At 40.7% G+C, this 13,783-nt stretch carries 5 protein-coding genes and 1 pseudogene; all 6 read right to left on the reverse strand.

Going from position 1 to position 13,783, the window contains the following annotated elements; all coding sequences use genetic code 11:
• Positions 1–894 (reverse strand): YSIRK-type signal peptide-containing protein (locus tag N8M09_RS10710; RefSeq protein WP_261065164.1); only part of this gene is annotated, 894 nt, incomplete at its 3' end.
• A gap of 240 nt (positions 895–1,134) precedes the next feature.
• Positions 1,135–2,313: a hypothetical protein gene (locus tag N8M09_RS10715; protein ID WP_261065165.1), complete on the reverse strand. Its 1,179-nt coding sequence runs from the start codon at positions 2,311–2,313 to the stop codon at positions 1,135–1,137.
• Positions 2,314–2,330: 17 nt separating this feature from the next.
• Positions 2,331–5,981: a helicase-exonuclease AddAB subunit AddA gene (gene addA / locus N8M09_RS10720; RefSeq protein WP_261065167.1), complete on the reverse strand. Its 3,651-nt coding sequence runs from the start codon at positions 5,979–5,981 to the stop codon at positions 2,331–2,333.
• Positions 5,978–9,253, reverse strand: coding sequence for an ATP-dependent nuclease subunit B (gene rexB / locus N8M09_RS10725; RefSeq protein WP_261065169.1), 3,276 nt, complete (start codon positions 9,251–9,253; stop codon positions 5,978–5,980). Before rexB ends, addA begins: the two co-directional genes overlap by 4 nt.
• A gap of 129 nt (positions 9,254–9,382) precedes the next feature.
• A pseudogene (locus tag N8M09_RS10730) lies at positions 9,383–10,054 on the reverse strand (lysostaphin resistance A-like protein).
• Positions 10,055–10,437: 383 nt separating this feature from the next.
• Entirely contained in the window at positions 10,438–13,551 is a 3,114-nt protein-coding gene (locus tag N8M09_RS10735; protein WP_261065170.1) for a pneumococcal-type histidine triad protein, read from the reverse strand.
• Positions 13,552–13,783: the final 232 nt, after the last annotated feature.

The raw sequence follows: 13,783 nt of genomic DNA on the forward strand, positions 1-13,783 counted from the left end.
AACTGCTGGTTCGCCTTTATCTGTTACAACTGCTTTTGGCAATTCAGGTTGAACTTCTGGGGTGCCTTTGTTGGTTATCAAAGCTCCAGCTTGTACATCCTTATGTTCTGCTAATTGTGATTGAGAATTTGAAGATTGTTTCTCTTCTTTTGTTGGATTGGTTAATTTAGTAGAAACAGGTTTTTCTTCCCGATTAGCTTGTACTTTTGATGGATTCTCTACAAAATTTGGTGTAACATTGTAATCTACCTTTTGTTGATTTTTGGGAGTAGCTACTGATTTCTCTTGATTATTTACTTTAGATTCAGAAGTTATGTTTCCCTCTTTGATATATCCAATATAAGTGTAACCTGAAATATCTTTAGGAAGAGGTAATTTTTCTCCTGAGATTAATTCATAGTCAGTATTGTAATTCAGTAAGAGATTATTTTCTAAAGCATGAGCTGAAACTAAGACACCATTTCCTATTCCTGCAACCAATACTAAATGTAATACTGTTTTATTCTTAACCTTTTTCTTAGAAACGGCAAAAATTAAAATCCCCAGAGCAGCTAAGCTAGCACCAGCAGCTAGGGTTTGCATATCATTCTTACTTCCAGTGTTGGGTAATTCCCCCAGTTGATTTTGGGAATTTAATTTATAAACAAGATAATAAGTCTCATCATCATTCTCCATGTATGTCGGAATATCATAGACAAGCTGATTCTTTTCATCTGATGATAACTCTGACTCTGTCACATATTTATAGTGAACACCTTTAGTCTCTTGAGCTTCTACAGATGAACTACCTAATACAGACACAAAAAATAAACTTGAAATCGTTGCAGACACAAGTCCTACTGATAATTTTCTAAATGAAAAACGCTGCTGTTTTTCACCAAAATACTTTTCCATTATTCCTCCTTGAAATACAATTTAAAAATATGTAAGGTAAACTTTTTTATATTAGCTTGTTATCTTATAAAAAGGTAACACACTTTAATTATACTCTTAATTTACCAAAAAGTCTTAAAATTGCGTTGCGCTTTCATACTTTGTTTTATATATAAAATACGAAGGAGCAGGGTTTGTAATTTCCTATTTTCTTTTTGGATAAAATATAACCTACCATGAAATTTCCACGGTAGGTGTTACTTATATCACTAATCGTTCTAAAAATGGTTTGAGGCAGTTGAGGAGAATTCCTTCTATCCAGCTTTCTTGTGCTGAGGAGAGAATGTCTGTCTGGAGGCTTTCTTTTAGAAAATCTCGAACTTGTTCTGGTGCGATTTCAAACTCAAAGGCTTTCATTTTATAGAAAAAGTCGAGCAGATGGTCTGACAGATATTCAGTGGAAAATGGCACTTCTCCACTTTTTCGATATTCTAATAAGAGCCTAGAAAATCGGGCTTTTTCTTCAGGTAGATCACGAAAATAGGCATTGAGGAGCCAGGTCTGCTTCTGCTTTCTTTCAATTGGATCCTGACTAGCAATTCGTTGGTCTTTTTCCAACTCTTTTTGGTATTGTTTGGCCTTGATAGCCCGTTCTGTTCGATTTTTACCAAAAAGAATTTTCTCCCACTTGCGTTCTTCTTGAGTCAGGGTCTCTGTAAAGCCAAAGTAGTCTTGATACGCACGCTCTGCTGGTCCCATAGCTAGAACTAGATTGTCTGCATATTGCTTGGCGATTTTATCCCTCTTCTTGCGTTCTTTCTCTGCCTGGATACGGAGTTCTTGTTCGTAATCAATTTTCTCCTTACCTAGCTTGACAAGATAGAGTTGGTCATCTGGCTTTCCAAGTAAAAAGGGTTTGATACACTTCTCAAGAACTTCCTCCATACGAGCTTTCTTCTTGGGTTCTGCCTTGGTCCAACTTCCTCCTTGAAAGACTTCTAGGAAAAGCTGGTAGTCTCTCTCAGGTGCAAATTGATTGCCACGATTGGGTTTAAAAACACCTTTTTCCCAGAGCCACTTTAGAAGACGCTCGTCAAAGTCACTTTTATTGACCTTGATTTTTTCCTTTTTCTGGGCTTTTCTGGTCAGATTTTCAACCTTTCTGAGCAGTTTTTCTTCCTCTTCTAGTTGCTGGTCAAGGGTCAATCGATGAAAATGACGAACACAATCGCTGCCAATCGGAAAGAGGCGTTGACCTGTGACACCGTTAAAGAGTTCGTAGGCGTACTTGATGGAATTTCCACAGACACAATTGCTACGGCCGATACCGTTAAAAATCAAGGAAACTTCATTCCATTCCTTGGTAGCTTGTTCCCAAGTATCCGCTTTTGAAGCCTGTAAAACTGCATCGTGTAGGGATTTTCTAACTGGAAGTGTCATGAGGTCTCCTTTCTAGATTATACTTTTACAACTTGAACCTCATCTTTACCGAGTAAAATCAAGTATTTCTCTATATTTTTAATCGAATAGGCTCGAGATAAAGCCTCTCCGTATAGGGCTAACTGATCACGATAACGGTCTATGAGTTGACTTGGTTCATCATAGCGGTCTGTCTTATAGTCGAACAGAACTATTTTATCCTCGTAAAGCAGATAGCCATCAAGGATACCACGGACAACAAAGTCTTTCTGACTCTTTGGGTCTCGTTTGAGCATGGAGAAAGGCTGCTCGCGATAGAGATGGTCGGTATTAGCGAGAATTTCCTGACCGAGAGCTGTGTCAAAGAAAGCAAGAATTTTCGCAAGATTGATCTTGTCTCTGACAGCTGGGCTGGTTTGAACTTGTCTGAGAGTTTCTTTCAAGCCAGCAAGTGTTGGTCGCTGACTGAGGTCCATTCTCTGCATGAGTTCGTGGGTAGCACTACCAATATCAGCTCCAGTTACCTTTTCTTTGCTTGAAAAATCTGGTAAATCAAAGCTGATTTTCTTGTCTAGTGACTGGGCTGGACCTGCAATCTCAATACCTTCCATATCCATAAGAGGTTCGTAGAATTTCTTGATTTGACTTGGGGTTTGAACACTAGGAAGTTCAATGGCTGCGCGGTGAAGAGTATTATAGACTTCCACCTCTTTTAGCATTTCAAGAGCTTCTTTAATGGTTTCTGATTGACGATTGTCTGCTTGGGAGCTATCTTGGAGGGAACTTTTGTTTTCCAATTCTCCGATAGCTTCTCTAGTCAGTTGAGCTTCACCAACAAAACGATAGCTAAAGTTGAGATTTTCCTTGGCAAACACTTTACTGATAGCCCAAATCCAATCTTGGAAATTCCTTGCTTGCAGTCTCGTATTGCTGTTTAGTTTTCCATTTTTAGCTGCTGGGTATTCCTTGGCTTCCAGCTTTTCACGAGAACCCTTGCCGACAAGATAGAGTTTTTTCTCAGCCCGCGTCAGAGCAACATACAGCAGACGCATTTGCTCAGAATAGCTTGCTAGCTGTAATTCCTCTTCGTTCTGCCTATAGGTCAGGCTAGGAATGGAGAGTTTGATGGTTTTAGGATAGTGATCTTCCACTGCTCCTGTCTCCATCTTGGCAATATATTTGACACCAAGCCCATTTTTACGACTGAGTATGACTTCTGACATAGAGTCTTGCTTGTTGAAGTCTTGATCCATATTGAGGATAAAGACGTAAGGAAACTCCAGTCCTTTACTCTTGTGGATGGTCATGAGCTCTACTGCATCTTTTGGCGGTGCGACGGCCACGCTTGCAAGATCGTGCTGAGCTTCCAATACTTGGTCAATCATACGAATAAAACGCGACAAGCCCTTGAAATTGCTCTTTTCAAATTGATCAGCACGCAGAGCTAGGGCATAGAGATTGGCCTGTCTAGCAGGACCATTTGGCAAAGCTCCAACATAGTCATAATAAAAACGGTCATTGTAAATCTTCCAAATCAGGTCATAGAGGGAGTGGGTTTTGGCATACAAGCGCCAAGAAGCCAAGATATCCATGAATTGGTTTAGTTTTTCAGCTAGAGCTGAGTGAATCAAGTTTTTCTGGCTGCTTGCCAGTTTTTGAGCATTGACCAGTTTTTCATAGAGATTTTCGTGGACTTTATCCTCTGCTTTCTGAAGAGATAAACGTGCTAACTCGTCCTCATCAAAGCCAAACATAGGAGACTTCATAAGGGCAACCAAGGCATAGTCTTGAAGAGGATTGTGAATGACACGAAGGGTGTCTAGCATGACTTGCACTTCTAGAGATTGGAGATAATTGTTTTGCTCTCCGTCAGTTTTAACAGGAATCCCGTACTCAGACAGGGCGAGAAGAATCTGGTCATTTCGACTGCGACTGGAGGTCAGAAGGGCGATTTCTTTAAAGGCAACACCTTTTTCTTGATGAAGTTTCAGAATCTCCTTGATAACTAAGCGCATTTCACCAGTCAGTTTAGTGTCAACTTGGCTCTCTTCTTCCTCATTTGTGTCATCCTTATCGTAGAGGAGAAATTCCGCCTTGTTGTCTGGATTGGGAGTCAGTTTGGTATTGGCAAAAACAAGCTGGTGCATGTTATCATAGTTGATTTCGCCGACCTCTTGGTCCATAAGGCGTTCAAAAACATCATTGGTTGCTGATAGCACTTCTGAACTACTACGGAAATTTTCTTTGAGGAGAATCAGCTTGCCCTCTTTTGGATTTTGCGCATAGCGTTGGAACTTTTCATTGAAAATCTGCGGATCTGCCTGACGGAAACGATAGATAGACTGCTTGATATCTCCCACCATAAAACGATTGTGGCCATTAGATAACAATTCCAACATCCGTTCTTGAATGTGGTTGGTATCCTGATACTCATCGACCATGACTTCGTGGAAACGTTCTTGATAAGCCTCACGAACTTGCGGGAAATTCTCTAAAATCTCAATGGTATAATGGCTGATATCAGCGAATTCAAAGGCATTTTCCTGACGTTTACGTTCACGATAGGCCTCCACAAAATCGCTCATAAAGGTTTGGAAGGTTTTAGCTAGTTTCCAAGTGTCTCCATGATAACGTTCTTGATAGTCGAGAATGGTTATCTGGTCTGACAGTTGTCCTAGTTTAGCAAACTGGGACTTTCTTTCTTCGTTGTAGGCATCAGCCAGTGGCTTCAAATCAGCCTTACGACTGGCATTAGTCAGGGCCCGACCGTTTTTCTCTTTTGAAATTGCGACAACACGCGCAAGCACTGCTTGATAAGCCTGACTATCGGACTCTTGATTTAAGGAGCCAATTTCATCCAGAACTAACTGAACATTTTCTAAATAAGCAGCCTTTACAAATTCCTTGGCATCATTATCCAGATGGTAACGGAAAAAGCTTTCCAAATCCCAAAGGGCTTGTTTGATTTGCTCAGTCAGTCTTTCTTTTTCACTGGTAAAATCAGCTTTTTCAAAGCCTTTTAAGAAAGATTCACTCAGCCACTTTTGAGGATTACTAGTGGATTGGAGGAAGTCATAAATTTTGTAAACTTGCTGGCGCAGACCTCGTTCGTCCTTGCCACGCCCTGCAAAATTTTTCAGCAAATGACTAAAGGTCTCTTTCTGCTTACCTTGGTAATGGGCTTCAAAGACCTCATGAAAGACTTCGTTTTTGAGAAGAAGTTGCTCGCTTTGGTTTTGTAAAATCCTGAAATTAGGCGCAATATCAAGCAGATAGCCATGTTTACCAAGGAATTTTTGTGTGAAAGAGTCCATGGTTCCGATGGCTGCGTTGGGTAAGTCTGCCAACTGGCGTCCCAAGTGTTGTTTGAGGTCGACATCATCGCTTTCTTGGATTTGCAGGCTGATTTTTTTCTCCAAGCGTTCTTTGAGTTCAGTCGCAGCCTTGACGGTAAAGGTTGAGATAAAGAGTTGAGAAATTTCGACACCACGCGTCAATTGGTCCAGAATGCGCTCGGCCATGACAAAAGTCTTCCCAGAACCAGCCGACGCTGAGACAAGGATATTTTGACCAGAAGTGTAGATGGCTTCGATTTGTTCGGCAGTTTTCTTTTGTTCCTTGCTCGAATTTGCTTCTGCATTTTGCAGTTTTTGAATCTCCTCCTCACTTAAAAAGGGAATAGGCTTCATCGATTCAACTCCTCTCTTATTTTTTCAAACCAAGCTTGCTTGAGTTTTTCTCCGACCAGACGTTTGCCGTCAGTCAATTCCAACTTCTCTAGAAAACGGGCTTGACCCAAGTGGTAATTGGCTTCAAAACCTGTGATGGCTTGATGTTGCTGGACGTATGGGGCAATGCTTCTACCATTTTCAGTATAAGGGTTAATGGCGAAATGGCCTTCTAAAATCTTCTCAGCTGCTTTCTTGTATAGATAGGCATTGTAGTCCAGTAGGAGCTGAAATTCCTCATCCGTCAGCTGATTAGCCTTGCTTTTGTTATAAAATTCGCCCAAATGACTGCTTTCTTTTTCCAAAAAGAGACCTTGGTATTTCATAGACTTGCTGGCTTCTACCACTGCTCCTGCTAGACTTTTAACGGCCATCAGAGATTGGACTGGTTCAGCCATTTCCAAGTACATGGCGCCGAAAAAGTTCTGCTCCCCTTCTCTTTTTAGGGCAGCTAAGTAGGTTGGCAGTTGGGAATTGAGTCCATTAAAGAAATGAGGAAACTGGAACTGAGTCAGACTGGACTTGTAGTCTACCACTCCTATCGCTCCATCAGCTTTCAAACGGTCAATCCGGTCCACCTTACCTCGTACAAAGACACTGCGTCCATTGTCCAATTGAATAAAGGCTTGGTCTTTACCGCCGAAGTTCGCTTCCTCTTTGATGGTTTCGATGGCTGGATTGTGTCGGAGAATATGTCCAGTCGTCCGTGCAACATCAAGCAAAACTTCCTTTGTAAACTGGGCTTCCAAACTTTCCTGATAAATAGCTTCAAATTCCCGTTCTTGACTGGTTTCTTGAATAGCTTTTTCTAGACGGTGGTCAAAGGAATCTTCGTCAGGCAACTGCAAGGCACGTTCAAAAATGCGGTGTAAGAAATTCCCATGACTACGAGCATCTGGACGCAGGCGCAATTCCTCCTGCAAGCCTAACACGTAGCGGAGGAAATAACTGTATTCATTGCGGTAAAACTCCGTCAAACCAGAGGTAGACAGGTAAAATTCCTGTTCAGCAGGATAGAGAGCCTGTAAGGTGTCCTTTGCTAAGGGTTTACTGCTTGGGCTGGTTGGGAGGGCTGGATTTTCCAGACCTTGCTGTTCTAGTTTTTTACCCATCACACGCGCCAGAACCTTGACAAAGGTCAAATCTTGCTCAGTCTCACTCATCTCGCCCTGCTGGTGATAGGCAACCAGACTGGACAAAAGACTGTGATATGAACCCATATCCTCCTTAGACAGCCCTTTATGATTCATCCTCTTCTCTCTCTGCCTAAATCCAAAATGGACCAGCTCTTGAAGATAGGCTGACTCCTTACTTTCACTTTCGTTAAAAAGGCTTGGAGCCGACAAGACCAACTGCTTACGAGCAGAATTGATCAAGGAAAGCATAGTATAGCGATTTTTCTTGAGATTTTCACTGCTGGCAATCAGCAATTGAACGCCTTCTTCTGTCGCTTGGTTTAGGTTTTGCCTTTCTTCATCTGTCAAAAGACTGGTGTTTTGCGCAATTTTTGGTAAATTGTCCTGAGTCAGACCAATGGCATAGACAAAGTCAGCAGTCAGAGGAGCAATCAAATCGTAACTCTGCACCAGAACGGTGTCCACTGTCGCTGGAATGGTGCGATACTGAGACAAACTCATTCCAGAATGGAGCAAGGCTAGGAAGTCCTCTAGACTAACCTGTGAACCAGCAAAAACAGTCGCAAATTGTTCTAAAACATGACAGAATGCCTTCCAAACTTCAGTCTGTCTTTCCTGTTCAAGAACTTCCATTGTGGCTGTCAAATCTTGGAGCTGCTTGGTCACAGCTCCTTCTTTTAGAAAAGAGTTCCACTTTTGCAAGAGATTTTCAGCATTCTGTTTTCGGCTAGCAAAAAGAGGCTCAAGAGGTGTTAAAATACGCAGACGAAGAGTATTCAAACGCCTTAAATCAAATTTTCCATGGTGGGATTTTGTGAAGGTTTGCTGAAAGGCTGGCAAGCCATTGATACCAAGATAGCGGATATATTGCTCAAAAGCATCAATATCAGCCTGACTAAGGTCGGTATATAGACCTGTTCTAAGAAGGTTTATCAAATCCTCCTGACGGAAACGATAGCGTTTTAAAGCTAAAATAGACTCGACAAACTGAGTTAAAGGGTGGTGCGCCATGGATTCGCTTCTACCAAGATAGAAAGGAATCTGATACTGGTCAAAAATAGTTTTAAGAGATAATTGATAAGAAGCTACATCCCCCAAGAGAATACGAAAATGCTTGTAACTCAGGTCTGGATTGGCATGTAATTTCTGACGAATGCTACGGGCTACCAACTCCAACTCTTCCTTTTGCGTCAAGCAAGACCAGATTTGTAAGTTTTCACGGTCCTTATCATCTACATCCAATGTGAGTTCTGAAAAATCATAAGAAGACTCTAGTAAACGAGAGGCCTTGTCAAAACTATCCATCTGCTCCTGAGTTTGAGAACGGTCTTGAGCAGGCGTTTGGTATTTAAAGGCCTGATGATGGAGAAACTCCACACTGGCTTGATAAAGATTGCCTTCAGCGAATGGACTGGTATAAGCTTTCTTACTAGCATAAGCCCCAATGACAATCTCAACACCCTTGCCGTGAAGTAAGTCTACAATCCGCTCTTCCTCAGCAGAAAAACGGGTAAATCCATCAATAACCAAGGCGATTTGACTAAAATCACTACTAACTTTGTTATTCTCAATAGCCTCAATCAAATGGGACAATTGACTTCCCTGAGCCAACTGGCCCTGATTGAGATAAGCCGTTACCTTCTCAAAAATCAAGAGTAAATCGGCCCTCTTGTCCTCATCCGTCAAACTCTCCAAGTCCAAAAAAGTCATCTGAGCAGTCGTCATCTCGTGGTAAAGCTCAATCAACTGCTGGATAAATTGAGGATCCTGCTTGATAGCTCCATAAACACGTAAATCCTTAGGATCAAGTTCGGCAAGGCATTTGTAAAAGGCCATCCCAAGACCGATGTCATCTAGACTGGTCTTAGCAGGCAAATCATTCAAAATCAGGTAACGAGCCATTTGCGCAAAGCGCGTGACGGTAATCGCAAAAGAAGCCTGCTGGGACAAGCATTCCAGCACGGCGCGTTCCTTTTCAAAAGAAAGAGAGTTGGGGGCGATGTAGAAGACCCGCTTGCCAGCAGCAACTAGCTCCTCCGCCTCTCTGGTTAGAATTTCAGTCAAAGAAGTCCGAATATCAGTATAAAGTAATTTCATCTCTGCCTCGTTGGAATTTTTCATTACCTTTTATTATACCATGATTAGCCATCCAAGTCTGAAAATAATCAGTTCTTGCTCACCTTTTGAAAAGAAAATGCCGGAAAGTTCCGACATTGTTTTAGTAAGCTAACTTCCTGAAAATAGGAGTAACCACACATTCCAGAAGGCAGTGATATTGATGAAAATATGAACTAGTATTGGATAGTAGAGATTTTTAGTCATGCGATACAATAGAGCCAAAATAAGCCCTCCGCTAACATAAATGAAAAAAGCAAGAGGAGTTAAAGCAAAATTGATATGAATATAACCGAAAATAATAGCAGAAAGCAAGACATCTCCATACCAAGACGAGTTTTTGAAAAAGGTTGTCATTAGCACACCGCGATAAATCAACTCCTCAGCAATAGGGCCGATGAAGCAAGCTATTAGCAAGAAATAGGGTAATTCCTGTCTCCCTATCATTTCTATCGTTTCATTCAAAGAAATTTGATTTGAAGACGGAGATATGAAATAAGACAAGAAGAAGTCCGACATATACGAAATGATGTAGACCAGTAAAAGGTAGATAAAGTACCTCAACTACCACTTGAAATGAAAAGTCTTCTTTCCTGCAAAAACTAGTAGATAGATGACTGCTGACAAAAGAACACCACTCTCCATCAAAAGCAGAATCTGAAAAAATTCACGACTTGCTGGTAGATAGGACTTTGCGAGATGATTGAAAAGCCTCCAAAACCAAGTTGATTTGTAAAAAATTAAGGATAATGCTAGTAAAATCTGAATAATTCGTTTTTTCATATTAAATTCTCTGTTTTCCTTGGCTAGATTATTGAATATAATGGTTTACTTAACTGTATAACAAATTTAGTATAGCATCTCTTTACAAAATATCCTCTTCAAATCATGAATTGTTATCAAAACATCTTAAACTGTAAAATCAATTACCCCCTACCCTTTTACCATTATCTTCTCTAACAAAGGAAGACCTATAATTAAGTTACTAACCTTGGATATAGATTGATTTCTCCTAAATGAATCCAAAGCCCCCAAAAAATCAGGTGGTTTAGTTAGCCTGAACCTTACGGAGCGAGACAAATAAAAGCCAGTATTGCTACTGACTCTTACATCATTTTAATTTAACAGGATAAATTTATGCTTCTGATTTCGTCATAACTGACTCACTACCTTTTTAACAAAGCAAGTAATTTTTCTGCTTCTGCCATGATGCCATTATTATCCATGGTTTGGAGACTCAGATTATTTCGTAAACCAGCTAGGCTCTCTGTCACATTGTTTTTCAAGCTAGCATCCGTTACTGCATCAAGTAGATCTTCTACTTCTTTAAGCTTGGCTTCTACTTTTTCAGTCTCTACTTGAGGGACTTCAGCTTCGTCTGTTGTATCGTTAGCTACTCCCTCTGTCTCGTCTTCATCAGTGCTTGGTTTATAAAGATTATCTACTGAAGGGTTTAAACCTGCGTGATTCTCTTTTTCATCAGATTCAGGGCGAGTTGGCTCACTTACTTCATCATGTTCCTTATCTTCATCAGGTTTACTGTCTTGGTCTGCCTTATTTTTACGAACATGGTCGCTGGCATTTCCCCAACCATTATCTGAGTGAGGGCGTTCATTTGGATGTTCAACATAATATTTTACAGTCGCAAAAAGATCCTCAAGGCTATAACCTTTAGGTGCCTCATATAGTCCTTCGTCAAACCAAGAAAATTTAATGTTATGGTAATGGTCGTAATGAGGTATAATTAAGCTACCATTTTTAACTTCAACAGTATGTTGTAGATTGTAAGGAATATGATCAAGTGGAACCTTTTTAGCTGCTTTCACTTTATTATAGATTGCTTCTACTCCTTTAACCTCAGTATTTCCTGACCCCTGATTATCTGTTGAAGGAGGCGTCAAACCTTTCTCTTTAGCATAAGCTTGAGCTGCTGCTCTTTCAGCTTCAGACAAACTTTCTTTCTTGATCCAATGACTATGAGTCATATGTGGAGTTACATAGGCATCGCCTTCATCGCTAGTTATATCACGAGGATCAAAGATATAGCCATCTTCTGTTGTATACTTACCTGCTAATTTCGCTAATTTAATTTCATCGTCCGTATAAGCAATTTGAGCATTTGGTTTGCCAAGTCGCTCTGGATGGGTAATTGGTGCTAGGAAGGTAAGAATATCATCAACTAACTTGACTTTATCACTTGAAACATCATTAAGACGTTCCAAAAGTATATCCAAAGTTTCAAAATCAGCTTGACGACCTTTATTAGAAATCAAATCTTTATGAACTCTTGCTAGTAAATCATAAACCTTGTTGTAAAATTCTTGCTCACTAGAAGGGATGGTACTTTTCTTAGCTCCTAACTCATGAGACAAACTTTCTTGTTTAGCAAGTTTATTATCAATGGCTACAACAGTTTCTGCTGAAAGCTCCTTAGTAGAGATATAGCGCGAGTTTCCATTCTCCTCAAAGACATAACCATCAGCTACCTTTCGAACAGCCTGTTTAACCAATTTTTCATCAATTGGATTGCTTGGAGATGGTTGAGGATTTGGTACAGGTTGTGAACTTGGTACTGGGGTAGTCTCTGGAACAGGGATTGGATTTGGTTTCGATGGTAACCAATGACTTGAACTATAATGAAGTGGAATCATTCTTGCAATCTTCTGCTCTAGATCAGACATTTGTGAATAAGGAATAAAGTGATAATGGTCTCCGTGAGGCACTGCGACACCATTTGCAGTACGTTTGATGATTTGGGCCGGATCAAAGACTAATCCATCCGATTCTACATGTCTCTCTGACAAAGGTTTGGCATACAATTCACTTAAAAGTGTTGAAATGTCTTCCCCTTGATTTTGATGATAAGTTGGAGTGACAGTCATGTTTGGAGTCTCTGTCAAACTTGGTTGGGCTGGTTTAGCATTATCACTACTTGGTTTACTTGAACTTGTAGCAGAATGAGAACCCTGTTTACCATTCCAATAAGCTTGGGCTGCAGCTAGTTCTCCTGCTGACAAATCACTCTTAGGTATATAGTGGAAATGGTTACCGTGCGGTACAACAAAAGCGTCACCTGTATCTTCAATCACATCTGTCGGACTAAAGACATACCCATCATCCGTTGTATAGGCGCCTCCAGTTGCTCTATTCGGTGTCGGCTTATTGAGATTAAAGTTTGGTTTAATCGTTGAACTTGGTTTATCTGTACTGCTTGGTTTCGGATTGTCAGAATGGCTTTGAACTGGCTGACCTCCAATTGGTAGATTTCGAGCCAATTTTTCTTCCAAAGCAGACATTTGCGAATAAGGAATGAAATGGAAATGATCTCCGTGAGGGACTGCGACCCCATTTGCTGTACGTTTTGTAATCTGTGCTGGATCAAATACCAAGCCATCAGACTCCACATGACGTTGGCTAAGTGGCAAGGCGTACAATTCTTGAAGAAGACTAGCTAAATCCTCACTTGAGCTCTCCGGAGCTTTGGCAGAATCTTGAGGAGTTTCAGATTGACTCGTTCTCACACTAGATCTTGTTTCAGCTCTGCTTGAACGATATTCAACCGTACTTAATTGGCCACCTTTTCCAGATAAGAAGGCTTGGGCGGCAGCTAATTCACTCGCAGACAAATCACTCTTCGGAATATAGTGGAAGTGATTGCCATGAGGAACGATATAGGCATCACCCGTGTCCTCAATGATATCAGATGCATTGAAGATATAACCATCATCCGTTGTATAGCGTCCCTGCGCTCTGGCTGCAACTACCGCCTGATCGTTAGAACCGCCTCCATGATTATGACTATGTTCCTGCTTCTGACGTTTAATCTCTTCTTTTGTCCGAATATTGTCCGCATGAGCCGCATCCTTGAGGTAAACATAGTATTTCCCGCCTACCTTAATCACATAGCCACCCTTGATTTCATTGACAATGTCTGAATCCTTCAACTGATAATTCGGATCTTTCATGAGGAGTTCTTCACTGATGATGGCATCATAAGGAACCTTCCCATTATAGTAATGATAATGGTCTCCATGAGAGGTCACATAACCTTGATCCGTAATCTTGATGACGATCTGTTCTGCGTTAATTCCCTCTCTTTTACTGACTTCATCTGGTGTCAAGTTCTCTGCCTTTTGACCAGCCTGATCACCGTCTATATAAGCAACTCGATTAGAATCTTTCTTAACTTGTCCAGCTTGATACCGTCCAAGTTCATAGGAACAAACACTTAGGGCAAGGACTGCCACCGAACCCGCCACATATTTTTTATTGATTTTCATTCTTTTCTCTTTTCTTAAGCCTATTTGATTCACCACAAAACGATGAACCGGTTAATTAACTAGTTAATAGTTTACTCTTTTTAGTATTACTTGTCAAGAATTTTTCGTATATACATAATAAAAATGAAAGCCTCTTTATCGAGACTTTCATTTTTGGCTCTATAATATTTGTAGTGGGTAAATCCCCTATAGATATTATGGAGCCTATTTTGTTGTAGAAAAAAAGTCCCAT

This window comes from Streptococcus mitis, assembly GCF_946190375.1.
Taxonomy (GTDB): domain Bacteria; phylum Bacillota; class Bacilli; order Lactobacillales; family Streptococcaceae; genus Streptococcus; species Streptococcus mitis_CJ.

Excerpts from the sequence above, each read along its gene's own strand:
- rexB (WP_261065169.1), bottom strand. The coding sequence starts at position 9,253 with ATGAAATTACTTTATACTGATATTCGGACTTCTTTGACTGAAATTCTA.
- addA (WP_261065167.1), bottom strand. The coding sequence starts at position 5,981 with ATGAAGCCTATTCCCTTTTTAAGTGAGGAGGAGATTCAAAAACTGCAA.
- N8M09_RS10735 (WP_261065170.1), bottom strand. The coding sequence starts at position 13,551 with ATGAAAATCAATAAAAAATATGTGGCGGGTTCGGTGGCAGTCCTTGCC.
- N8M09_RS10715 (WP_261065165.1), bottom strand. The coding sequence starts at position 2,313 with ATGACACTTCCAGTTAGAAAATCCCTACACGATGCAGTTTTACAGGCT.